Origin of the sequence: Paraburkholderia unamae, assembly GCF_003268775.1 — a bacterium.
GTDB classification, from domain to species: domain Bacteria; phylum Pseudomonadota; class Gammaproteobacteria; order Burkholderiales; family Burkholderiaceae; genus Paraburkholderia; species Paraburkholderia unamae.
The window spans coordinates 221,056-242,804 of sequence record NZ_QLSU01000009.1 but is presented as its reverse complement, the minus strand read 5'-3'; the positions used below and the strand labels follow the sequence as shown (position 1 = coordinate 242,804).

Here is a 21,749-nt window from a genome sequence, read left to right as displayed (position 1 = left end):
TCGCGCTCGCAGAAAAAAAGGCCACGGTGCAAACCGTGGCCTTTTTCATGGGCTAAAACGCAAAACGCGCTCGCGTGGGCATCAGCGCTTCGCGCTCGCCACAGGCGCGCCGTCGTTGCCGTTCTTGCTGCGCTTCGCGCGGCGATACGACCACGCCATCAAGCCAATGCCCGCGATGATCATCGGCAGCGAGAGCCATTGACCCATCGAAAGGCCGAGTGCGAGCAAGCCGAGGAAGTCGTCGGGCTCGCGCGCGAATTCCACGGTGAAACGCGCGAGACCGTAGCCGATCAGGAACATCGCCGAGATCGCGCCAACGGGGCGCGGCTTGCGCGAGAAAAGAATCAGCACGATGAAGAGCGCAATGCCTTCGAGCGCGATTTCATAGAGCTCCGAAGGATGGCGCGGCAGCAGATGGTACTGCGCGAACACTTCGTTCAGGTGCCACTGCGCGGCCAGTTGCGGATGCGCGGCGAGCCATGCGGCGTCGTCGTTCGCGGCGCCGGGGAACAGCATGGCCCACGGCGAGTCGGGCGAGGTCACGCGGCCCCAGAGTTCACCGTTGATGAAGTTGCCCAGACGCCCCGCGGCGAGACCCGTGGGCACCATCGGCGCGACGAAGTCCGTCACTTGCAGCCACGTGCGTCCACGCTGCCACGCGAACAGGACCATCGCAAAGGTCACGCCGAGAAAGCCGCCGTGAAACGACATGCCCCCTTCCCACACCTTGAAGATGTCGAGCGGATGTGCGAAGTACCAGCTCGCCTTGTAGAACAGCACATAGCCTAAGCGCCCGCCGAGGATCGTGCCGAGCACGCCATAGAACAGCATGTCGTCGATGTCTTTCGCGGTCCAGCCCTGCGCGGCCACGAATGGCAGGCGCAGACGCAGACGGCCGATCACGATCGCGAGGATGAAGCCGACGAGATACATGAGACCGTACCAGCGCACGGCGAGCGGCCCCAGATGAATGGCGATGGGGTCGAAGTTCGGGTGGATGAGCATCGTGGAGTGAGGTCTTGTCGGCGAGATCGGTTGAAATCGGGTTGTAAGCAGCGCCGCAGTTGGCAAAGCACGAGCGGGCAAAGCGCGTTGGACGTTTGCAAAGCGGGGAGGTTCGCCGCCGGAACGTCATGGCGTGACATTATCGCCGACGCGAGGGCGCCCGAACCAAAACGCACCGTTTGCGGCGCGCAGCGAGTGTAACGGTGACAGATGAAAGCGCCGCGTGGCGCGCGGCTGCATGCGATCTACCGTGACCGAATGCGACCTGCTGCGGCCTGATGCGGCCTGGCGCAGTCAGCGCCCGCCCGTCGCCGCGTGCGCGCGCACGATCTCGATAAAAGCCGCAAGCACAGGGCTCACCTCGGCCGAGCGCCACACGAGTCCCGTTTCGATCACCGGCGCGGCCGCGGCGAGCGGCCGGTACACGACGCCGGTGCGCCGCAGATGCCGCAGCGACTGCGGCACGAGCGCCACGCCCATGCCGGCCGAGACGAGGCTCACGATGGTCTGCATCTGGATCGCCTCCTGGCCGACGACCGGCGCGACGCCCGCCGCGCCGTAGCAGTCCATGATCGTGTCGTAGAAGCCGGGCGCGAGATGGCGCGGGAAAACAACGAGCGGCGCATCGGCGAGATCGCGCAGGCTCACGGGCTCGTCGTGCCAGTCGTCGGTGGCCGCCACGCCCAGACGCGCCGACAGCGCCGACGGCATGGCGACCACGAGCGGCTCGCGCGCGATCGGCACATAGGAAAGCTGCGCCGCATGGCGCGGCGGCAAGGGCGCGATCACGAGGCCCGCGTCGATGCGCCCCGCCACCAGTTCCTCGACCTGGACGTCGCTCGTGGCCTCCGCGAGTTGCAGACGCACGCGCGGATAGCGCGCGCCGAAGTCGCGCAGCAACAGCGGCAGCAGGCCGTAATCGGCGGTCGAAACGAAGGCCAGCGCCAGCACGCCCGCCTCGCCGCGCGCGAGGCTCTGCGCGAGCGGTCGCAGCGCTTCGGCCGAGGCGAGCAGCCGCCGCACCTCGGGCAGCAGATCGGCCCCCACCGCCGTCAATTCCACCGAGCGCCGCGTGCGCGCGAACAACGCCACGCCCAGCGTCTCTTCCAGCGCGCGGATAGCTTGCGACAGCGGCGGCTGCGTCATCGAAAGACGCGCCGCCGCGCGGCCGAAATGCTGCTCCTCGGCAACGGCCACGAAATAACGCAGCTGGCGCAGATCGGGGATGGTGGCACTCATCGGGCGGCCTTCCGTATTGATATGTTTTCCGACTCAATAGGCCACGAATAATATATTAGACATCGCTCTCGGGAAACCGCATCCTTCTATGCACACGCCGGCGCCCCTGCCCCACAAGAAAACCCAGGCCCGGCATCCGAGACAACGCCCACCGGAGATCCCCATGCCCTATAACCGTCGTTCGAAGCACATCACGCAGGGCGTCGCCCGCTCGCCGAACCGCTCGATGTATTACGCGCTCGGCTACGAGAAGACCGACTTCGACAAGCCCATGATCGGCGTGGCCAACGGGCATTCGACCATCACGCCCTGCAACGCGGGGCTGCAACGGCTCACCGACGCGGCCGTCGCGGCCATCAAGGGCGCCGATGCGAACCCGCAGACCTTCGGCACGCCCACGATCTCGGACGGCATGTCGATGGGCACCGAAGGCATGAAGTATTCGCTCGTCTCGCGCGAAGTCATCGCCGACTGCATCGAGACCTGCGTGCAGGGCCAGTGGATGGACGGCGTGGTCGTGATCGGCGGCTGCGACAAGAACATGCCCGGCGGCATGATCGCGCTCGCGCGCATCAACGTGCCCGGCATCTACGTGTACGGCGGCACCATCCGTCCGGGCAACTGGAAGGGTAAGGCGCTCACCATCGTCTCGGCCTTCGAGGCGGTGGGCGAATTCACGGCCGGGCGCATGACCGAAGAGGATTTCGAAGGCGTCGAGAAAAACGCCTGCCCGTCCACGGGCTCGTGCGGCGGCATGTACACCGCGAACACCATGAGCTCGTCGTTCGAGGCGCTCGGCATGTCGCTCATGTATTCGTCGACGATGGCCAACCCCGACGAAGAGAAAGTCGATTCCGCGGCGGAGTCGGCACGCGTGCTCGTCGAGGCCGTGAAGAAGGATCTCAAGCCGCGCGACATCATCACGAAGCAGTCGATCGAAAACGCCGTGGCGCTCATCATGGCGACGGGCGGCTCGACCAACGCCGTGCTGCATTACCTCGCCATCGCGCACGCCGCGGAAATCGACTGGACCATCGACGACTTCGAGCGCATGCGCAAGAAAGTGCCGGTGATCTGCGACCTGAAGCCCTCGGGGCAATATGTCGCGACCGACCTGCACGCGGCGGGCGGCATTCCGCAGGTGCTCAAGATCCTGCTCGACGCCGGTCTGCTGCACGGCGACTGCATCACGATCACGGGCAAGACCATTGCCGAAGAGTTGAAGGACGTGCCGTCCACGCCGCGCGCCGACCAGAAGGTGATCTTCCCCATTAGCCAGGCGCTGTACAAGGAAGGCCACCTCGCCATCCTCAAGGGCAACCTTGCGACCGAAGGCGCGGTCGCGAAGATCACGGGCCTGAAGAACCCGGTCATCACCGGCCCCGCGCGCGTGTTCGAAGACGAGCAGAGCGCGATGGAAGCGATCCTCGCCGACAAGATCAAGGCCGGCGACGTGGTCGTGCTGCGCTATCTCGGCCCGAAGGGCGGCCCCGGCATGCCGGAAATGCTCGCGCCCACCTCCGCGATCATCGGCAAGGGGCTCGGCGAATCAGTGGGCCTCATCACCGACGGCCGTTTCTCGGGCGGCACCTGGGGCATGGTGGTGGGGCACGTGGCGCCGGAGGCGTTCGAAGGTGGCACCATCGCCCTCGTGCAGGAAGGCGATTCGATCACCATCGACGCGCACACACTGCTGCTGCAACTGAACGTGGACGACGCCGAACTCGCGCGCCGCCGCGCGGCCTGGAAGCAGCCCGCGCCGCGCTACACGCGCGGCGTGCTCGCGAAGTATGCGGCGCTCGCGCGCCCCGCGAATCTGGGCGCGGTGACGGGCTAGTGGCGAGTCGTCAGGGTCCGGGGCCGCGTTATTCGCGGCAATCGTGATCTGTCGCAACGCAAAGGGCGCACGTCGGGGACGTGCGCCCTTTGCTCTTATAATGCGACGACACAGCCGGCGACCACGTTGGCGGAGACCAGTATGAAACGGAAGTCGCAAGCGAAGAACAAGACAGCGACGCTCGCCGCCGCCCTCGCGCTTGGCTCTCTCGGAGCCTTCGGCGCACTCGCCTCAGGCGCGGCCTACGCACAGCACGGTCCCACGGGCCTGGCGCTTGCCCAGCAGCAAAACTGCATGAGCTGCCATTCGGTCACCCGCACGTTCATGGGTCCGGCGTTGCGGGACGTCGCCGCGAAGTACGCCGGCAAGCCGGACGCCCCAACCTACCTCACCCACAAGATTCTGGAAGGCAGCACCGGCGTATGGGGCACGGTGCCCATGCCGGCCAATACGCAGTTGAATCCTGGCCAGGCGGCCACGCTCGCGAACTGGATCCTCACGCTCAAGTGAGGCGCAAAGCGCCGCGTGGCCCGGCGACGCCGCGCCACGCGGCTTGGCCGCTTCAGGCCGCGGTCGTCGGACCCGCGCGCGCCGCGAGTTCTTCGCGCACGGCGGCCTTCACCCACACCTTGAGCTCGGTTTCGAGCGCGAGACCGATCTCGCGCGACACCTGCCCCACGAGCCAGGTCGAATGCTCCTGCATCGCGGCGCTGCAACGCGCCTCGATCACGGCGCGGCCTTCGCCCGTGAGCCAGGTCAGACACCGCCCGCGCAGACGCTCGACGAGCGCGTCGGCGTCGTGCGCGAACAGGCCCTCGCGCTCGGCCACGGCGGCCTTCACGGCGGCGGCCGTCGCGCTTTTCGCCTCTTCGACGTTATGGGCGCGCAGCGGATTGCCGGCCACCATCACCTCGCTCAAGAGCGGAATCGCAGCTTCTTCCGTGTCGTGCATGCCGGACATGTTTACCTCCATCGATCCGAGCAGTCGGCCAGGGGCCGGTACGCCACTCGCGCCCGGACTTAGCCGCCCTGCTTGTAGTTGTTGAGCGCGTAACCGCGGTCGCGGTAAAAACGATAGCGCTCGCGCCCCGACGCAAGTTCGTCGGGCGCATCGCCTACCACTTCGAGCAGGCGCTCGAAGCGTGCGAACTGCGGCGGCACCGCCGCGCCGAGATTGAGCAGCACGCGATGATGCGGCGCACGTTCGAGATCGGCCGCCAGCACGATGGGCGACGCCTCCACCTGCGGGCTGCCCGCCATGCAATGCGGCACGAAGTCGAGCGGCGAGAACGTCCACAGCATCTCGTCGAACGCGCGCAGACGCGCGGGCTCGGCCAGCACCACCGCCTGCTGGCCCGCCTGATACGCCTTGCGCACGAGGCGGCACGCATACAGCAGCGAGTCGCCGACGTTCGTGTGGAAATCGATGCGCGTCATGCCTGCTCCACCGCGCGCACCGTTACGCATGCAGCAATCGCCATGCCTGCCGTCATTGCGCCGCGCGATCGATGAGGAACTGCGCGAGCAGCGGGACCGGGCGGCCCGTTGCGCCCTTGGCCGCGCCGCTCTTCCACGCGGTGCCCGCGATGTCGAGGTGGGCCCACGGGTAGCTTTCGGTGAAGCGCGAGAGGAAGCACGCCGCCGTCACGCTGCCGGCCGGCCGGCCGCCGATGTTGGCGAGGTCGGCGAAGTTCGACTTGAGCTGGTCCTGATACTCGTCGTCGAGCGGCAGGCGCCAGGCCGGATCGTTCGCTTCGCGCGAAGCGTCGAGCAACTCGCCCGCGAGCGCGTCGTCCTTCGAGAAGAGCCCGCTGTTGTGATGGCCGAGCGCGATGATGCACGCGCCCGTGAGCGTGGCGATATCGATCACGGCGGCCGGCTTGAAGCGCTCGGCGTAGGTGAGCGCGTCGCACAGGATGAGGCGGCCTTCGGCGTCGGTGTTGAGCACCTCGACCGTGAGCCCCGCCATCGTCGTGACGATGTCGCCCGGCTTCGTGGCGTTGCCCGCGGGCATGTTCTCGCAGGTCGGGATGATGCCGATCACGTTGAGCTTGAGCCCCATTTCGGCGACCGCACGCATCGTGCCGAGCACCGAGCCCGCGCCGCACATGTCGTACTTCATTTCGTCCATGCCCTCGCCGGGCTTGAGCGAGATGCCGCCCGTGTCGAACGTGATGCCCTTGCCGACCAGCACGATGGGCGCCGCCTTCGCGCTGCCGCCCTGATAGTGCAGGACGATGAATTGCGGCGGTTCGACCGAGCCCTTTGTTACAGAAAGAAACGAGCCCATCTTGAGCGCTTCGATCTGGCGCTGGCCGAGCACCTCGACCTTGAGCTTCCAGTCGCGCGCGAGCTTCTTGGCCGTGGCCGCGAGATAGGTCGGCGTGCAGACGTTGCCCGGCAGGTTGCCGAGGTCGCGCGTGAGGTCCATGCCGTTGGCGAGCGCGGCGGCCTGCTTGGCGGCGAGCTTCGCGGCCTTTTCCTCGGCGGCGTCGATGCTGAAGACCACGCGCTTCAGGGCCCGCTGCGAAACGTCGGGCTTGCTCTTCATCTGCGTGAAGCGGTAGGTCTCGTTGCGCAGCGCGAGAATGGCGGCGCGCACGCCCCAGTCGCCCGTACGCTCCTTCACCGGCAGCTGCGCGAGCGTGAACGTGGCCTGCGCGATTTTCGTGCCGAGGATGGCGCGCCAGGCGGCCCGCACGGCGTCGCCATAGGCCTTCTGGCCGAAGGCGTCCTGCTTGCCGAGGCCCACGAGCAGCACGCGCGAGGCGCCGATGCCGCTCACTTCCGGCAGGAACAGCGTGGAGCCTGCCTTGCCGTCGATGTCGCCGGCCTTGACGACGCGCGCGATTGCGCCGCCAATGGCGCTGTCGATCGCGAACGCCGGGCCCGAGAGGGTTTGCGCCTCGAACACGCCGACCACGACGCAATCCGACTTGCCGGTCAGGAAGGGGCCTTCCCCGCCTTTGCTCCAGTCACAGGCTTTTATGCTAAAGTCCATCGCGCTTGTCCTCGGATAAAATCAGGGCTTAGGATGAAAGCCGCAATTATCCGCTATTTTTCCCGCGGCGGCTCCTGGGCGGTTGCGCGAGCTGCGCGCCTCCCGGCACGGGCCGTCCGCCCTGCCCATCTAGAATGATCTTCGAACGTTCCCTGCAGCGCGAACTCGCGTACACGGCCGGCGCCGTGTTCATGGTTCTGCTCACGATCATGCTGACGACGATGATGATCCGCATCGTCGGCTTCGCCGCGTCCGGTCAAATCGACCCGCGCGATGTGCTGGTGCTGATCGGCCTCACCGTGATCGGCTACATGGCCGTGATGCTCATCGTCACGCTTTTCGTGTCGATCCTGTTCGTGCTCACGCGCTGGTACAAAGACTCCGAAATGGTCGTCTGGCTCTCCTCCGGGGTGAGCCTCACGCGCCTGATCAAGCCGGTCGCCACGTTTTCCGCGCCGATCATCCTGCTCATCGTGTTCTTCGCCTTCGTCGGCTGGCCGTGGTCGAACGCGCAGAGCAAGCTCATTCGCGCGCGCTTCCAGCAGCGCGATGAAGTGTCGCTGCTCGCACCCGGCCAGTTCCGCGAATCGCCCACCACGCACCGCGTGTTCTTCATCGAGAGCATGAGCCCCGACCAGGGCCGCGTGGAGAACGTGTTCGTCACGAGCACGGAAAACGGCAAGGTCAGCGTGATCGTCTCGAAGACCGGCCACACCGAAACCATGAAGGGCGGCGACCGCTTCGTCGTGCTGGAGAACGGCCGCCGCTACGACGGCGAGCCGGGCCACCCGGACTTTCGCATCAGCGAGTTCCAGCGCTATGGCGTGAAGATCACGAGCCAGCCCGTGGTGAACACGCCGTCGGCGAGCACCACGTCGACGCCGGGCCTCCTGCGCCAGCCGAGCAACGACAACCTGGGCGAGCTGGCCTGGCGCGCCGGGCTGCCGCTCATCGCGATCAACCTGATGCTGCTCGGCATTCCGCTCGCGTACCAGAACCCGCGCCGCAGCCGCACGATCAACCTCGTGATGGCGGTGCTGATCTACCTCACCTATTCGAACCTGCTCAACGTCGTGCAGTCGCAGATCGAGCAAGGCAAGATGCCGTTCGCCGTGGGACTCGTCTCGCTGCACCTCGTGGTGTTCGCGCTCGTGGTGTTCATCTTCTGGATACGTGTGCGCAACCGGCCGCTCATTACACGTGCGATGTTCCAGCGCACCTCCCCTGGAAACTGAGAGGGGAACTGACCGATGCGCATTTACGAGAAATACTTTGCACGCCAGGTTTATCTGACGTTCATCTTCATCCTGTTCGCCTTCTCGGGCCTGTTCTTCTTCTTCGACCTCATCAACGAGCTGAACTCGGTCGGGCACGGCAACTACAAGTTCCAGTACGCGGTGCTGCGCGTGGCGCTCCAGGCGCCCTCGCGGCTCTACGAGATCATCCCGGTCGCGGCGCTCATCGCGGCGATCTACGTGTTCGCGCAAATGGCCGCGAACTCGGAGTACACGATCTTTCGCGTGTCCGGCCTCGCCACGAACCAGGCGCTGCGCTCGCTGCTCAAGATCGGCGTGCCGCTCGTGCTGCTCACCTATCTGATCGGCGAAGTGGTCGGGCCGTACACCGACCAGCTTTCGGAACGCGTGCGTCTCGAGGCGCTCGGCTCGGCCGTGTCGAGCAACTTCCAGTCGGGCGTGTGGGTGAAGGACACGCTCAGCGCGCGCGCCGACGGCGAGCAGGTCACGCGCTTCGTGAACGTGGGCGAACTGCTGCCCGACGCGACCATCACGAACGTGCGCATCTACGAATTCGATTCGCAGTTCCGGCTCTCCAACGTGCGTCTCGCGAAGAGCGGCACGTTCCAGCCGCCGGGCCACTGGCTGCTCAAGGACGTGACCGACACCGAACTGATCGGCGTGCCGCCGCCGCAGAACCAGCCGGCCGACGCGCTCAACCCGGTCTATCGCGCCCAGCAGACGTCGGCTCCCGAATACTCGCTGCGCTCGGAGCTCACGCCGCAAATCCTTTCGGTGCTGCTCGTGTCGCCCGACCGCATGTCGATGTTCAACCTGTTCCGCTATATCCAGCATCTGACCGAGAACCATCAGGACTCGCAGCGCTACGAGATCGCGTTCTGGCGCAAGCTGCTCTACCCGTTCGCCGTGTTCGTGATGCTCGTGCTCTCGCTGCCGTTCGCGTATCTGCATACGCGCGCGGGCGTGGTGGGCATGAAGGTGTTCGGCGGCATCATGCTCGGCATGAGCTTCCAGCTCGTGAACACGCTGTTCTCGCACGTGGGTACACTGAACACCTGGCCCGCGCCGCTCACGGCGGCGACACCGGGGCTCATTTACCTCGCGGTGGGGCTGATCGGGCTCAAATGGGTCGACCGGCATTGACGGCGGGCGCCCTTGCCCGCCAGTTCGCCAGCCAGTTCGCTACTTCGTTCACTCGCACAGGCTCGCCAGCATGGGCACGCACGGCATGATCCTCTTCGGCCACGGCGCGCGCGACGCGCGCTGGCAAGAGCCGTTTCAGCGCCTCGCCGCGAAGCTCACCGCCGCGCGCGGCGATGCGGGACCGGTCGGCCTCGCCTTTCTCGAACTCATGACGCCGAGCCTGCCCGACGCCATCGCCGGACAGGCCGCGGCGGGCTGCGACACGATCACGGTCGTGCCCGTGTTCTTCGGCCAGGGCGGCCACGTGCGGCGCGATCTGCCCGCGCTGATCGCACAGTGCCAGAGCGCGCATCCGAATGTGCATCTGCGTTGCGCGGGGGCCGTTGGAGAGGACGACGCCGTGCTCGATGCCATCGTGCGGTATTGCATCGGCAACGAACGCGACTAAAAAACGCTCACGCATAAAAAAACGGGCTCGCTATTTTCAGCGAGCCCGTTTTGCTTTCCTTGCCTTTTGCGTGCGGCGTTTATGCAGCGGCGCGGCGGCTATCGTCCTGCGCGTCGTCGTCGCGTTGCGCCTGCCCGGCTCGTTGCGCAAAGGCGTCGCCGATCATGAGCAGGCTCGGCTGCGCCGGGTCGAGCCATTCCTGCGCCTCACCCGCTTCGAGGGCCGCCAGCGTGAGCGTGAGCGTGCGCTCGCGCGCGGTGCTGCATGCTTCGACGATCGCCACGGGCGTCGCGCCTGCGCGACCCGCCTCGATCAACTGGCGCGCAATCTCGGGCGCGCTGTCGCGGCCCATGTAGAACACCAGCGAATCGGCGTTGACCTGCTCGCGAATCTCTTCGCTGCCCGCCGCGCGCGAATACGTGGCGAGCGCCACGCTGCGGGCCACGCCGCGCAGCGTGAGCGAGCGTTGCAGCGTCGCCGCGCTCGCCAGCGCCGCCGTGATGCCCGGCACGACTTCGAATTCGATGCCGGCCGCTTCGAGCGCGCGCATTTCCTCGTCGGCGCGGCCGAACAGCATCGGGTCGCCGCCCTTCAGGCGCACGACCACGGCGTGCTCGCGCGCCGCATCGACGAGTTGCTTGTTGATGAAGTGTTGCGCCGTGGAACGCTGCCCGCAGCGCTTGCCGACCGCGATGAACTTCGCGGTTTGCGGTGCGTAGTCCAGCATGGCCGGCTCGACGAGCGCATCATGCAGCACGACGTCGGCGCCCGCGAGCAGCCGCGCGCCGCGCACCGTGATGAGGTCCGCTGCGCCCGGTCCCGCGCCGATCAAATATACCTTGCCCATTTGCTTCGAATCCATTGTTGCGACCGCGCGCGGCCGCAACGTCGCGGCCAGGCCTTATGCCGAGAACGCGCGGATCATGCCCGCGGCCACCGTGTGATGCGTCGCCTCGTCAATCAGCACGAATGCGCCGGTGCCAGGATTCGCATCATACAGGTCGCAGACCAAAGGCTTTTGCAGCGAGAGCGCCACGCGGCCGATATCGTTCATCGCGAGTTCGTGGCGGTCGGTGGCGTGCGAAAGCGTGTGCACGTCCAGCACCTGCTTCACCGCGCCGATCTTCGCGAACACCGTGCTCGTGGTCTGCTTGAGCAGGTACTTGCGCTGCGGCGAGAGCGGCTCGTCGTCGAACCAGCACAGGTCCGCTTCGATCTTCTTCGCGGGCTCGACGGCATCGGCCGCCGGCACGAAGGTGTCGCCGCGCGAAACATCGACGTCTTCCGCAAGGCGGATCGTGACGGTCTGGCCCGCGAATGCGCGATCCACTTGCGCCGTGCCGCCCGGCACCGGCGCGATGATTTCGGCAACCGTGGCGCTACGGCCGGCCGGCAGCACCGAGATGGCGTCGCCGAGCTTCACTTCGCCCGCTTCGACACGACCCATGTAGCCGCGGAAGTCGTCGGCGCTGGAACCGTCCTGGCGCGCGACCCACTGCACCGGGAAGCGCAGCGCTTCGGCCGTAGCCTGCGCGACCGGCAGTTGTTCGAGCACGTCGAGGAGCGGCTCGCCCGCGTACCACGGCATACGCTCGCTCGCGGCCACGATGTTGTCGCCCTTGAGCGCCGAGACCGGCACGAAGCGCACGTCGGCGAGGCCAAGCTGACGCGCGAGCGCGACATAGGCTTCGCGGATCAGATTGAACGTCGCTTCGCTGTAGTCGACGAGGTCCATCTTGTTGATCGCGACGATCACGTGCTGGAGGCCCAGCAGCTTGACGATGGCGCTGTGACGCTTGGTCTGCGGCAGCAGTTGCGTCACGCCGTCTTCGACCGTCACGCGCGTGGGGTCGATCAGGATGATCGCGGCGTGCGCCGTCGAAGCGCCCGTCACCATGTTGCGCGTGTACTGCTCGTGGCCGGGGGTATCCGCGATGATGAACTTGCGCTTGGCCGTGGCGAAGTAGCGATACGCCACGTCGATCGTGATGCCCTGCTCGCGCTCGGCTTCGAGGCCGTCGGTAAGCAGCGAGAGATCGATCTCGTCGCCGACGGTGCGCTTGTTCTTCGCACGCGAAAGCGCCGAAAGCTGGTCGCTCAAAACTGCCTTGCTGTCGTACAGCAGGCGGCCGATCAGCGTGCTCTTGCCGTCGTCCACGCTGCCCGCCGTGATGAAGCGCAGCACGCCGAGGTCTTCAGGTTGATGCGTCGTAACCATGTTCGTTTCTTCCTCTGCGTGCTCTTTAGAAATAACCTTGCTTCTTGCGCTGTTCCATCGCGGCTTCCGACGCCTGGTCGTCCATGCGCGTCGCACCGCGTTCCGTGATTTCGGTCACGGCCGTCTCAGCGATGATCTTCTCGACGTTGTCGGCATCGCTCGCCACCGGGCAGGTGCAGCTGATGTCGCCCACGGTGCGGAAGCGCACCTGCGCCATTTCGCTGACCTCGCCTTCCTTCATCGGCGTGAGCGGCGTGACCGGCACGAGCAGGCCGTTGCGGCGCACGATCTCGCGCTGGTGCGCGTAGTAGATCGACGGCAGTTCGAGCTTCTCGCGCTCGATGTATTGCCACACGTCCAGTTCCGTCCAGTTCGAGATCGGGAACACGCGCAGGTGCTCGCCCTTGTGCAGGCGCGCGTTGTACACGCTCCAGAGTTCCGGGCGCTGCGCCTTCGGGTCCCACTGGCCGAATTCGTCGCGGAACGAGAAGATACGCTCCTTCGCGCGGGCCTTCTCTTCGTCGCGGCGCGCACCGCCGATCATCGCGGTGTAGCCGTATTCCTCGATGGTTTCGAGCAGCGTGACCGCTTGCGCGGCGTTGCGCGAATCGGTTTCGCGGCGCAGGCGCACCGTGCCCTTCTTGATCGAATCTTCCACGTGACCGACCACGAGTTCGGCGCCGATTTCGGCAGCGCGACGATCGCGGAAGTCGATCACTTCCTCGTAGTTGTGACCCGTGTCGATGTGCACGAGCGGGAACGGCAGCGAGGTCTTGCGGTTCGCGCCGAGGCCGAACGCCTTCAGTGCGAGCGCCAGCACGACGACCGAATCCTTGCCGCCCGAGAACAGCAGCGCAGGCTTGCTGCATTCGGCGACGAGTTCACGCAGGATGTGGATCGACTCGGCTTCGAGCCAGTCGAGGTGGTCCATGCGGTTCGCCGTGACCTGGAGCGGTGCGTTCACTGCTGAGTCGAGCGTGGTGCTCATGTTCGGATCCTTCGTTGATTCGCGCCCTTTTTACGGGGCACGCAGTACTCGGTATTCGGTAGCGCGCCGGTCTTGACGACGGCGCGACAAACTTCAATCTTAGTTCGGCTGGCCGATGGGCGACACCAGAGGCGACACTTCGACGACCGGAATGGCTGACACCGAGGTGATATGCAAGCCGCATTCCTTGGTGTCGCGCGATTCCCACCACCAGCGGCCCGCGCGGCTGTCCTCGCCGGGACGGATCGCACGCGTACACGGCTCGCAGCCGATGCTCGGATAGCCGCGCGCATGCAGCGGATTCACCGGCACCTCGAAGCCGCGCAGGTAGGCCCACACATCGGCTTCGGTCCAGTCCGCGAGCGGATTGAACTTGTCGATGTTGCGCGCTTCGTCGCGTTCTTCCTCGTGCAGTTCCGCGCGCGTGACCGACTGCTCGCGGCGCTGGCCCGTGACCCACGCGGAAACATCCGAAAGCGCGCGGTTCAGCGGCTCGACCTTGCGGATCTCGCAGCAGCGCTTGCGCAGGTCCACGCTCTCGTAGAACGCGTTCAGGCCGTGCTGGGCGACATACTCGTCCACCGCGTCCTGCTGCGGATGAAACTGCTCGATTTCGTAGCCGTAGCGCTCGCGCACGGCGTCGAGCATGCCGAGCGTTTCGGCGTGCAGGCGGCCCGTGTTCAGCGAGAAGATGCCGATCTTCACACCGCGCGAGAGGATCGCGTGGGTGAGCAGCATGTCTTCGGCCGCGAGGCTGCTGGCTAGCTTCACGTTGGCGTGACGTGCCGCGATCGAATCGAGCAGCGCGTCGAGGCGCTCGATCTTCGCTTGCAGGTCAGCCGTGATTTCGCTGGCTGGCGTGGAAGAAACGGTGCTCATGCTGCGGCGCCTTGTTGCGCGAGGCGGCGGCGGAACAGCGGCGACGGCTCGTCAAACGCGCCCTGGTATTGCACCGTGAACTCGGTGAACGCCTTGAGCGCGTCGTTGATGTCCTTGTCGGCGCGCACGGCGAACGAATCGAAGCCGCAACGCTCGTGAAAACGCAGTTGATCGCGCAGCACGTCGCCGATCGCGCGCAGTTCGCCCTGGTAGCCATAGCGCTCGCGCAACAGGCGGCCAATCGAAAAGCCGCGGCCGTCACGGAACACCGGGAAGTCCACGCCGATCAGCGCGAGCTTGTCGAAGTCGGCGGCGATATCGGCCGGTTCGCTGTCCGGCGCGAGCCACACGCCGAGTTCGTCCTTGCCGCGCGAGGCAACCAGCGCTTCGCGCTGCGCTTGCCAGTAGGCGAGCGGCACCAGCACCTTGCCCACGGGCAGTGCGCCGACTTCCGGCAGCGCGCCGTCTTCAGCCGCGCGCACGACTTGCCAGTTGTCTTCGACGATCTCGCGTTGTTTGATAATCAATGCCATCGTGTTTGACTCTCGTATCTCGTTGCGTGCTGCTTTTAAGCGTGGGCCGGCTGGCGCGAAGCGTAGACGCGCTCCTTGAAGGGCGTAATGCCGATGCGGTCGTACGTGTCGATGAAACGCTCGCCGTCGATGCGGTGCTCGACGAACGTGTCGACCACCTTCTGCACCACGTCGGGCATCTCTTCCGCCGAGAACGACGGGCCGATCACGCGGCCAAGGCGCGCGCCGTTGGCGCCTGTGCCCTGCTCACCGCCGAGCGTGACCTGGTACCACTCCGAACCGTCCTTGTCCACGCCCAGCACGCCGATATTGCCGACGTGGTGATGACCGCACGCATTGATACAGCCCGAGATGTTGAACGTCAGGTCGCCCAGGTCGTAAACGAAATCGAGGTTGTCGAAACGCTCCTGGATCGCGAGCGCGATGGGGATCGACTTCGCGTTCGCGAGCGAGCAGAAGTCGCCGCCCGGGCACGCGATGATGTCGGTCAACAGACCAATGTTCGCGGTTGCAAAACCTTGCGTCTTCGCCTTTTCCCACAGCGCGAACAGGTCGCGCTTCTTCACGTCGGCGAGAATCAGGTTCTGCTCGTGCGACACGCGGATCTGACCGAACGAGTACTCGTCGGCCCAGCCGGCCACGGCGTCCATCTGCACGTCGGTGGCGTCGCCCGGCGCGATGTCGCGCGGCTTCAGCGAGATCGTGACCGACGCGTAACCCGGCACGCGATGCGGGCGCACGTTGCGCTCGACCCAGCGCGCGAACGCGCGGTTTTCCAGCAGATGCTTTTCGTACGACGTGTCCGTGTCGGCGAGCTTTTCATACGCCGGCGGCACGAAGTACTGCGAGACGCGATCGAGTTCTTCCTGCGTGAGCGTCGAGGGGCCGTCCTTCAGGTGCTGCCACTCTTCTTCGACCTGCTCGGCGAACTTCGCGGGCGAGAGCGCCTTCACGAGAATCTTGATACGCGCCTTGTACATGTTGTCGCGGCGGCCATAGCGGTTGTACACGCGCAGCACGGCTTCGCAGTAGGTCAGCAGATGCTGCCACGGCAGGTCGCGCTTGATGATGGCGCCGACGATCGGCGTGCGGCCAAGGCCGCCGCCCGCGAGAATGCTCGCGACGACTTCGCCCTTCTCGTTGTGCTCGAGGTACACGCCGAGGTCGTGGATCTGCACGGCCGCGCGGTCTTCCTTCGAGCCGGAAACGGCGATCTTGAACTTGCGCGGCAGCCACGCGAATTCGGGGTGGAACGTCGACCACTGACGCAGGATCTCGGCCCACGGACGCGGGTCGATGACTTCGTCGGGCGCGACGCCCGCGAACTGGTCGGCGGTGATGTTACGGATGCAGTTGCCCGACGTCTGGATGCCGTGCATCTGGACCGAAGCGAGCTTGCGCAGGATTTCCGGCGTTTCTTCGAGCTTGATCCAGTTGTACTGGATGTTCGAGCGCGTCGAGAAGTGGCCGTAGCCGCGGTCGTGCTCGCGCGCGATGGTGGCGAGCATGCGGAGCTGGTCGCTGCGCAGATTGCCGTACGGAATCGCGATGCGGTGCATGTACGCGTGGCGCTGGTAGTACAGGCCGTTTTGCAGGCGCAGCGGGCGGAACTCTTCTTCGCTCAATTCGCCCGACAGGCGGCGGCGAACCTGGTCGCTGTATTGCGCGACGCGTTCGTCGACGATGGTCTGGTCGTACTGATCGTATTGGTACATTCGGGGACCCCAGGGTTGGTTCATTCGCGGCGTTCCGGTTACGCCGCGCTCCGACTTCGCACTCTCTGTTCTGGCTCATGCCCGGCACCCTTCAATCGCGCCAGTCATTTGCTAATGACCAAAACAGATATCCATATTGGAAAAGTTGGAGGAATGGTAATAAACTCGCCTTATATTTCAAACGACTCAAAAATCAGGTCGATATGCACACAGGTTATAAGGGTTATCTATGAACCTGCACCAGTTCCGCTTCGTCCGCGAGGCCGTGCGCCAGAACTTCAACCTCACCGAAGCGGCCAAGGCACTGTATACAAGCCAGCCGGGCGTCTCGAAGGCGATCATCGAGCTGGAGGATGAGCTTGGGGTCGAAATCTTTACACGCCACGGCAAGCGCGTGCGCTCGCTCACGGAGCCGGGCCGGATCATCCTCGCCTCGGTGGAGCGCATTTTGCAGGAGGTGGAGAGCCTCAAGCGCGTGGGCAAGGATTATGCCGCACAGGACCAGGGCAACCTGACCATCGCCGCCACGCACACGCAGGCGCGCTACTCGCTGCCCGCCGCCATCGCCGAATTCAAGCGGCGCTTTCCGAAGGTGCATCTCTCGATCCTGCAAGGCAGCCCCACGCAGGTCGCGGAAATGGTGCTCCATGACCAGGCCGACCTCTGCATCGCCACGGAAGCGATCTCCGGCTACAAGGAGCTGGTGTCGCTGCCCTGCTTCACCTGGCACCATGTGGCGGTGATGCTGCCCGACCACCCGTTGCTGGAGCGCAAGCCGCTCTCGCTCGACGATCTGGCCCAATATCCGCTGATCACCTACGACAACGCCTTCGCCGGCCGCACCAAGATCAACGACGCGTTCCGCCTGCGCGGCCTCTCGCCCGACATCGTGCTGGAAGCCATCGATGCGGACGTGATCAAGACCTACGTGGAACTGGGACTGGGCGTGGGCATCATGGCCGACATCGCCTTCAACGCCGAGCGCGACCGCCACCTGCGTGCCGTGCCCGTGGGGCACCTGTTCGGCAGCAACGTCACGCGTGTGGCGCTCAAGCAGGGGGCTTACCTGCGCAGCTATGTGTATACGCTCGTCGAACTGCTTTCACCGAGCCTGAACCGCAAGCTGATCGAGCAGGCGCTCAAGGGCGAGCACGAGAGTTACGAGCTGTAGCGGTCCGCGGCCGGGGCCGCTGCGGAAGAAAAATCAGACAAAATCGGCATCACAAGAACATCACTTCCCGCTTCACTTTTCGCCTGGAGACTCAACGGATGAAGTTGCACACGTTTTTGCGCCCGCTCGTCGCGGCGGCCGCGCTTGCCGCCGCCACTTTCGCGAGCACCGCCCACGCCGACATCAAGGTCGGCATCGACCTGTCGAGCACGGGGCCTGCCGCCGCCATCGGCATCACCAGCAAGAACGCCATGCTGATGTGGCCCGAGACGATCGCGGGCCAGAAGGCCGACTACATCGTGCTCGACGACGGCTCCGACCCGGGCGCCGCCGTGCGCAACATCCGCAAGCTCATCAACGAAGACCACGTGGACGTGATCGTCGGGCCGAACATCACGCCGGCGGCGCTCGCGGCGCTCGACCCGGTGGCCGAAAACAAGACGCCGATGATCACGCTGGTCGGCTCCGGCTCGGTGGTCGAGCCGCAGCAGGGCCCGCGCGTGTGGGCCTTCAAGATGGCGCAGACCGACGCCGCCATGGCCGACGTCATGACGCGCTACATGGCCGCGCACGGCGTGAAGACGGTGGGCTTCATCGGCTTTGCCGACAGCTACGGCGACAGCTGGCTCAACGAGTTCACGAAGTTCGCGAAGGAACGCAATATCCAGATCGTCGCGACCGAGCGCTACAACCGCACCGACGCGAGCGTAACGGGCCAGATTCTCAAGCTGATGGCCGCCAAACCCGACGCCATGCTGATTGCGGGCGCGGGCACGCCAACCGTGCTGCCGCAACGCACGCTGATCGAGCGCGGCTACAAGGGGCCGGTTTACCAGACGCACGGCATCGCCACGCCCGAGTTCATCAAGCTCGGCGGCAAGGACGTGGAAGGCACGCTGTTCCCGACCCAGCCCGTGGTCGTGGCGCGCACGCTGCCCGCCGACCAGCCCGCGCAGAAGGCGGCGCTCGCCTTCGTCGACGCCTACGAGGCCAAGTACGGCCCCGGCACCGTCACGCAGTTCGCGGGCGACGCGGCCGGTGTGTACCCGCGCCTGCAAGATGCCGTCACGCGCGCGCTCAAGACCGCGCAGCCGGGCACGGAGGCGTTCCGCGTGGCGCTGCGCAACGAGCTGGAGCACGCGCACGAAGTGGTCGTGCCCAACGGCATGGTGAACACGAGCCCCACGGACCACGTGGGCCTCGACCAGCGCGCCAGCGTGATGGGCACGGTACGCGGCGGCAAGTTCGTGTATCTCGGGCAATAGGTTCGACGAGCGGGTTCGACGAGCGGCGGCGTTCATTGCAGCCCCGCCGCCGCTTAGTCGATATTGCCCGGCCATCGCCGCGCACTATGCAGAACACGCAGTATCGTGAGCGCGTCGCCCTCATAGCGGTAGGCAAGCACGAACGGTGTTGACTCGATCACCAACTCGCGCGTGCCGCTCGTGCGGCCAACGCGGCCAAGGTTGGGGAAAAGCCGCAGACGCCGAACGGATGCCGAAATCCGTTCGTCCCACACGATCGCCCTGCGCGGGCTATCTGTCACGGCAAAGTTGAATATCGCTTCGCGGTCGGCCAGCGCGAGCGGCGACCACCGGACCTTCAATTTTTCGCCTTGCGGTTGCCCGTGGGCTCGGCCTGGCTGGCCGCCGCCGCGCGCCGCTTCGCGAAGTGCGCCTCCACCTCTTCATCCGGCACGGCCGGGCGCGGGTCCTCCAGCGCTTCGCGCACCTTCGCCCGGAACCACGCGTCGTGCGCCACCGGATCGACGGCGAAATCGAACGGCAACGCGCCCTCGTTCGCGATACGCGTGAGCAGGATGCGCACGGCGTCGGACACCGTGAGTCCCATGTTGTCGAGCACTTCGGCCGCGCGCTGCTTGAGCGCGGGATCGATGCGTACCTGTACCAATGCGCTTGCGTTCATCGACTCACTCCCTGGATGGGTCATTGACCGTGTCGAAGACGCAGTGTAATTCAATTGAATGACGTTAGACATGCTCCACCTTTGAAGCGGGTTAAAGATGTTGCAAGTTTCTCGTCCCTCCCCTTCGCGCTCAATTCATCCGAATGGCTATTGCCGTTCGATGCGCCGCCACGCGCCGCCCGCCGCGCTGCTTGCCAGCACGGCTTCGACGAAGCGCAACCCCTCGACGCCGTCGTCGACCGTCGTCAGCAACCGGCTCTCGGGTGGCGCCGCCACGCCCGCCTCGCGCGCATGGATCTGCGCGGCGGCGTCGCGGTAGAGCTGCGCGAACGCCTCCAGATATCCTTCCGGGTGCCCCGGCGGCACGCGCGTGGCGTGCCGGGCCGCCGTCCCCGTCACGCGGCCCCGCGTGAGCCGCTGTGCTTCACCGCCCTGCGGCGTGAACCACAGCAGGTTCGGCTCCTCCTGATCGAACGCCAGCCCGGCCTTCGTGCCGTATACGCGCAGGCGCAACGCGTTCTCCGCGCCGCTCGCCACCTGGCTCGCCCACAGCATGCCGCGCGCGCCATTGGCGTAGCGCAGCATGGCCTGCACGTGATCGTCCACTCGGCGGCCCGGCACGAATGTGTGCACCTCGGCGGCGAGCGACGCCGGCACGAGCGCGCTCACGAACGCCGCCAGTTGATAAGCGTGCGTGCCGATATCGCCCAGGCACCCCGCCGGGCCCGCGAGCGCCGGATCGGTGCGCCACACCGCCTGGCGGTTCGCGCCGCCGCTCCCGGCCGCGCGTTCGACAGGTTGGGCGAGCCAGTCCTGCGCATACTCGACCTGCACGATGCGCACCTCGCCGATCTCCCCTGCCTCGACCAGTTCGCGCGCATGCCGCACGAGCGGGTAGCCCGAGTACGTATGGGTGAGCGCGAACACGAGATTCGCGTCGCGGGCATGCCTCGCCAGCGCTTCGCCCTCGGCGAGCGAAACCGCAAGCGGCTTGTCGCAAATCACGTGGATGCCCGCGTCCATGAACGCATGCGCGACCGGCGCATGCAGATGGTTCGGCGTGACGATCGCCACCGCCTCGATCCCGTCTTCGCGCGCGCCCTCCACACTCGCCATTTCGCGCCAGTCCGCGTAGCTGCGCGCAAGACCCAGCGCTTGGGCGCTCGACCGGGCGCGCGCCGCGTCGGACGAAAGCGCGCCCGCCACCAGTTCGAACGTGTCGTCGAGCCGCGCCGCGATGCGATGCACCGCGCCGATGAATGCCCCTTCGCCGCCGCCGACCATGCCGAGCCTGAGTCTTCGAGTCATTGCATCGCTCCTGCGAAAACCGGTTTCAGAGACCCAGCACGCCCTTCACTTGCGCCGCATCGACGCCACTGCCCGCGAAGTCGTCGAACGCATGCTCCGCCACGCGGATGAGGTGCCGCTTGATGAACTCCGCGCCCTCGCGCGCGCCGTCATGGGGATGCTTGAGCGCGCATTCCCACTCCAGCACAGCCCAGCCCGGAAAGTCGTACTGCGTGAGCTTCGAGAAGATCGCGCCGAAGTCGATCTGCCCGTCGCCCAGCGACCGAAAGCGCCCCGCACGCTCGACCCAGCTGCTGTAGCCGCCATACACGCCCTGGCGGCCGCTCGGGCGGAATTCGGCATCCTTCACGTGAAAGGCCTTGATGCGCGCGTGATAGAGGTCGATGAACGCGAGGTAGTCGAGCTGCTGCAAAACGAAGTGGCTCGGGTCGTAGAGGATGTTCGCGCGCGGGTGATCGCCCACGGCCGCGAGAAAGCGCTCGAACGTCACGCCATCGTGCAGGTCCTCGCCGGGGTGCAATTCGTAGCAGACATCCACGCCCGCCGCGTCGAAGGCATCGAGAATCGGCCGCCAGCGGCGCGCGAGTTCGTCGAACGCCGCTTCGACGAGACCCGCCGGGCGCTGCGGCCACGGGTAGACATACGGCCACGCCAACGCACCCGAAAACGTCACATGCGTGGCGAGCCCGAGATTTTTCGAGGCGCGCGCGGCCAGCATCAACTGCTCGATGGCCCAGGCCGTGCGCGCCTCGCGATCGCCGCGCACCGCTTGCGGCGCGAAGCCGTCGAACAGCGTGTCGTAGGCGGGATGCACGGCCACGAGCTGCCCTTGCAGATGCGTGGAAAGCTCGGTGATCGCCACGCCCGCGTCGTCGGCCTGCTGGCGCAGGTCGTCGCAGTAGGCCACGCTCGACGCCGCCTGCGCGAGATCGATGAGACGCGCGTCGGTGGGCACCTGGATGCCCTTGTAGCCGAGCTGGCCCGCCCAGCCGGCCATGTGCGCGAAGCTGTCGAACGGCGTGTCTTCGCCGAGAAACTGCGCGAGAAAGATTGCCGGGCCCTTGATCGTCTTCATCGGCTTG

The 21,749-nt window shown here is 66.0% G+C and carries 22 protein-coding genes; 7 read left to right on the top strand and 15 right to left on the bottom strand.

Annotation, left to right across the window (positions count from 1 at the left end):
* Positions 1-81: 81 nt before the first annotated feature.
* Together lgt and C7401_RS17205 are read right to left on the bottom strand one after the other, a co-directional pair.
* Positions 82-1,005 carry a prolipoprotein diacylglyceryl transferase gene (lgt, locus tag C7401_RS17210; protein WP_112172606.1) on the bottom strand — a complete coding sequence of 308 codons (924 nt, stop codon included), beginning with the start codon at positions 1,003-1,005 and terminating at the stop codon, positions 82-84.
* A gap of 294 nt (positions 1,006-1,299) precedes the next feature.
* Positions 1,300-2,244 (bottom strand): LysR family transcriptional regulator, encoded by a 945-nt coding sequence (locus C7401_RS17205; RefSeq protein WP_112172605.1) that lies wholly within the window; start codon positions 2,242-2,244, stop codon positions 1,300-1,302.
* Positions 2,245-2,407: 163 nt separating this feature from the next.
* Between C7401_RS17205 and ilvD the strand changes: the two genes are divergently transcribed.
* The gene (gene ilvD / locus C7401_RS17200; RefSeq protein WP_112172604.1) at positions 2,408-4,081 is read left to right on the top strand and encodes a dihydroxy-acid dehydratase; all 1,674 of its coding nucleotides are present in this window, start codon (positions 2,408-2,410) and stop codon (positions 4,079-4,081) included.
* A gap of 141 nt (positions 4,082-4,222) precedes the next feature.
* A complete protein-coding gene (locus tag C7401_RS17195; RefSeq protein ID WP_112172603.1) occupies positions 4,223-4,591 on the top strand; it encodes a c-type cytochrome in 369 nt (122 codons plus the stop codon).
* A 52-nt stretch (positions 4,592-4,643) separates the two neighbouring features.
* Here the strand turns inward: C7401_RS17195 and C7401_RS17190 are convergent, their stop codons facing one another.
* The 3 genes from C7401_RS17190 to C7401_RS17180 are packed head-to-tail and all read right to left on the bottom strand — an operon-like array spanning position 4,644 to position 7,082.
* Positions 4,644-5,042: a DUF2486 family protein gene (locus tag C7401_RS17190; RefSeq protein ID WP_224040656.1), complete on the bottom strand. Its 399-nt coding sequence runs from the start codon at positions 5,040-5,042 to the stop codon at positions 4,644-4,646.
* Positions 5,043-5,101: 59 nt separating this feature from the next.
* Positions 5,102-5,518, bottom strand: coding sequence for a DNA polymerase III subunit chi (locus tag C7401_RS17185; RefSeq protein ID WP_112172601.1), 417 nt, complete (start codon positions 5,516-5,518; stop codon positions 5,102-5,104).
* Between the two features lie 52 nt (positions 5,519-5,570).
* On the bottom strand, positions 5,571-7,082 hold the full coding sequence (locus C7401_RS17180) for a leucyl aminopeptidase (protein WP_112172600.1): 1,512 nt from the start codon (positions 7,080-7,082) through the stop codon (positions 5,571-5,573).
* Between the two features lie 134 nt (positions 7,083-7,216).
* Here C7401_RS17180 and lptF point away from each other — a divergent pair, with 134 nt between their 5' ends.
* The 3 genes from lptF (at position 7,217) to C7401_RS17165 (ending at position 9,929) form a co-directional block, all read left to right on the top strand.
* On the top strand, positions 7,217-8,317 hold the full coding sequence (lptF, locus tag C7401_RS17175; protein ID WP_112172599.1) for an LPS export ABC transporter permease LptF: 1,101 nt from the start codon (positions 7,217-7,219) through the stop codon (positions 8,315-8,317).
* 15 nt (positions 8,318-8,332) lie between these two features.
* A complete protein-coding gene (lptG, locus tag C7401_RS17170; RefSeq protein WP_112172598.1) occupies positions 8,333-9,481 on the top strand; it encodes an LPS export ABC transporter permease LptG in 1,149 nt (382 codons plus the stop codon).
* Positions 9,482-9,551: 70 nt separating this feature from the next.
* Positions 9,552-9,929: a sirohydrochlorin chelatase gene (locus tag C7401_RS17165; RefSeq protein WP_112172597.1), complete on the top strand. Its 378-nt coding sequence runs from the start codon at positions 9,552-9,554 to the stop codon at positions 9,927-9,929.
* 79 nt (positions 9,930-10,008) lie between these two features.
* Here the strand turns inward: C7401_RS17165 and cobA are convergent, their stop codons facing one another.
* From cobA to C7401_RS17135, 6 genes are all read right to left on the bottom strand, one after another.
* Positions 10,009-10,776, bottom strand: coding sequence for a uroporphyrinogen-III C-methyltransferase (cobA, locus tag C7401_RS17160; protein WP_112172596.1), 768 nt, complete (start codon positions 10,774-10,776; stop codon positions 10,009-10,011).
* 54 nt (positions 10,777-10,830) lie between these two features.
* On the bottom strand, positions 10,831-12,147 hold the full coding sequence (locus C7401_RS17155) for a sulfate adenylyltransferase subunit 1 (protein ID WP_112172595.1): 1,317 nt from the start codon (positions 12,145-12,147) through the stop codon (positions 10,831-10,833).
* A 25-nt stretch (positions 12,148-12,172) separates the two neighbouring features.
* Positions 12,173-13,135 carry a sulfate adenylyltransferase subunit CysD gene (cysD, locus tag C7401_RS17150; RefSeq protein WP_112172594.1) on the bottom strand — a complete coding sequence of 321 codons (963 nt, stop codon included), beginning with the start codon at positions 13,133-13,135 and terminating at the stop codon, positions 12,173-12,175.
* A gap of 99 nt (positions 13,136-13,234) precedes the next feature.
* Positions 13,235-14,014 carry a phosphoadenylyl-sulfate reductase gene (locus tag C7401_RS17145; RefSeq protein WP_112172593.1) on the bottom strand — a complete coding sequence of 260 codons (780 nt, stop codon included), beginning with the start codon at positions 14,012-14,014 and terminating at the stop codon, positions 13,235-13,237.
* A complete protein-coding gene (locus tag C7401_RS17140) occupies positions 14,011-14,547 on the bottom strand; it encodes a DUF934 domain-containing protein (protein WP_112172592.1) in 537 nt (178 codons plus the stop codon). The genes C7401_RS17145 and C7401_RS17140 overlap by 4 nt, the downstream gene beginning before the upstream one ends.
* 35 nt (positions 14,548-14,582) lie before the next feature.
* On the bottom strand, positions 14,583-16,262 hold the full coding sequence (locus tag C7401_RS17135) for a nitrite/sulfite reductase (RefSeq protein WP_112172591.1): 1,680 nt from the start codon (positions 16,260-16,262) through the stop codon (positions 14,583-14,585).
* 229 nt (positions 16,263-16,491) lie between these two features.
* Here C7401_RS17135 and C7401_RS17130 point away from each other — a divergent pair, with 229 nt between their 5' ends.
* Positions 16,492-17,433 (top strand): CysB family HTH-type transcriptional regulator, encoded by a 942-nt coding sequence (locus C7401_RS17130; protein WP_112172590.1) that lies wholly within the window; start codon positions 16,492-16,494, stop codon positions 17,431-17,433.
* A 98-nt stretch (positions 17,434-17,531) separates the two neighbouring features.
* Positions 17,532-18,698 (top strand): ABC transporter substrate-binding protein, encoded by a 1,167-nt coding sequence (locus C7401_RS17125; RefSeq protein ID WP_112172589.1) that lies wholly within the window; start codon positions 17,532-17,534, stop codon positions 18,696-18,698.
* A gap of 53 nt (positions 18,699-18,751) precedes the next feature.
* On the opposite strand, the gene C7401_RS17120 is transcribed toward C7401_RS17125, so the two are convergent.
* The 4 genes from C7401_RS17120 to C7401_RS17105 all read right to left on the bottom strand — a co-directional run bounded on the left by C7401_RS17120 (position 18,752) and on the right by C7401_RS17105 (position 21,742).
* Positions 18,752-19,039 carry a type II toxin-antitoxin system RelE/ParE family toxin gene (locus C7401_RS17120; RefSeq protein WP_112172588.1) on the bottom strand — a complete coding sequence of 96 codons (288 nt, stop codon included), beginning with the start codon at positions 19,037-19,039 and terminating at the stop codon, positions 18,752-18,754.
* Complete coding sequence (locus tag C7401_RS17115) at positions 19,036-19,359, bottom strand: type II toxin-antitoxin system RelB/DinJ family antitoxin (protein ID WP_112172587.1); 324 nt, start codon at positions 19,357-19,359, stop codon at positions 19,036-19,038. The genes C7401_RS17120 and C7401_RS17115 overlap by 4 nt, the downstream gene beginning before the upstream one ends.
* A gap of 147 nt (positions 19,360-19,506) precedes the next feature.
* A complete protein-coding gene (locus C7401_RS17110; protein WP_258397115.1) occupies positions 19,507-20,667 on the bottom strand; it encodes a Gfo/Idh/MocA family protein in 1,161 nt (386 codons plus the stop codon).
* A gap of 25 nt (positions 20,668-20,692) precedes the next feature.
* Entirely contained in the window at positions 20,693-21,742 is a 1,050-nt protein-coding gene (locus C7401_RS17105; RefSeq protein WP_112172585.1) for a sugar phosphate isomerase/epimerase family protein, read from the bottom strand.
* Between the last annotated feature and the right edge of the window lie 7 nt (positions 21,743-21,749).

What these genes read in the sequence shown, in the direction of transcription:
- lptG (WP_112172598.1), top strand. Translation starts at nt 8,333, where the DNA reads ATGCGCATTTACGAGAAATACTTTGCACGCCAGGTTTATCTGACGTTC.
- C7401_RS17115 (WP_112172587.1), bottom strand. Translation starts at nt 19,359, where the DNA reads ATGAACGCAAGCGCATTGGTACAGGTACGCATCGATCCCGCGCTCAAG.
- C7401_RS17140 (WP_112172592.1), bottom strand. Translation starts at nt 14,547, where the DNA reads ATGGCATTGATTATCAAACAACGCGAGATCGTCGAAGACAACTGGCAA.
- C7401_RS17130 (WP_112172590.1), top strand. Translation starts at nt 16,492, where the DNA reads ATGAACCTGCACCAGTTCCGCTTCGTCCGCGAGGCCGTGCGCCAGAAC.
- lgt (WP_112172606.1), bottom strand. Translation starts at nt 1,005, where the DNA reads ATGCTCATCCACCCGAACTTCGACCCCATCGCCATTCATCTGGGGCCG.
- cysD (WP_112172594.1), bottom strand. Translation starts at nt 13,135, where the DNA reads ATGAGCACCACGCTCGACTCAGCAGTGAACGCACCGCTCCAGGTCACG.
- C7401_RS17135 (WP_112172591.1), bottom strand. Translation starts at nt 16,262, where the DNA reads ATGTACCAATACGATCAGTACGACCAGACCATCGTCGACGAACGCGTC.
- C7401_RS17155 (WP_112172595.1), bottom strand. Translation starts at nt 12,147, where the DNA reads ATGGTTACGACGCATCAACCTGAAGACCTCGGCGTGCTGCGCTTCATC.
- C7401_RS17190 (WP_224040656.1), bottom strand. Translation starts at nt 5,042, where the DNA reads ATGTCCGGCATGCACGACACGGAAGAAGCTGCGATTCCGCTCTTGAGC.
- C7401_RS17205 (WP_112172605.1), bottom strand. Translation starts at nt 2,244, where the DNA reads ATGAGTGCCACCATCCCCGATCTGCGCCAGCTGCGTTATTTCGTGGCC.
- C7401_RS17180 (WP_112172600.1), bottom strand. Translation starts at nt 7,082, where the DNA reads ATGGACTTTAGCATAAAAGCCTGTGACTGGAGCAAAGGCGGGGAAGGC.
- C7401_RS17185 (WP_112172601.1), bottom strand. Translation starts at nt 5,518, where the DNA reads ATGACGCGCATCGATTTCCACACGAACGTCGGCGACTCGCTGCTGTAT.
- ilvD (WP_112172604.1), top strand. Translation starts at nt 2,408, where the DNA reads ATGCCCTATAACCGTCGTTCGAAGCACATCACGCAGGGCGTCGCCCGC.
- C7401_RS17105 (WP_112172585.1), bottom strand. Translation starts at nt 21,742, where the DNA reads ATGAAGACGATCAAGGGCCCGGCAATCTTTCTCGCGCAGTTTCTCGGC.
- C7401_RS17145 (WP_112172593.1), bottom strand. Translation starts at nt 14,014, where the DNA reads ATGAGCACCGTTTCTTCCACGCCAGCCAGCGAAATCACGGCTGACCTG.
- C7401_RS17165 (WP_112172597.1), top strand. Translation starts at nt 9,552, where the DNA reads ATGGGCACGCACGGCATGATCCTCTTCGGCCACGGCGCGCGCGACGCG.
- C7401_RS17110 (WP_258397115.1), bottom strand. Translation starts at nt 20,667, where the DNA reads ATGACTCGAAGACTCAGGCTCGGCATGGTCGGCGGCGGCGAAGGGGCA.
- C7401_RS17195 (WP_112172603.1), top strand. Translation starts at nt 4,223, where the DNA reads ATGAAACGGAAGTCGCAAGCGAAGAACAAGACAGCGACGCTCGCCGCC.
- cobA (WP_112172596.1), bottom strand. Translation starts at nt 10,776, where the DNA reads ATGGGCAAGGTATATTTGATCGGCGCGGGACCGGGCGCAGCGGACCTC.
- C7401_RS17125 (WP_112172589.1), top strand. Translation starts at nt 17,532, where the DNA reads ATGAAGTTGCACACGTTTTTGCGCCCGCTCGTCGCGGCGGCCGCGCTT.
- lptF (WP_112172599.1), top strand. Translation starts at nt 7,217, where the DNA reads ATGATCTTCGAACGTTCCCTGCAGCGCGAACTCGCGTACACGGCCGGC.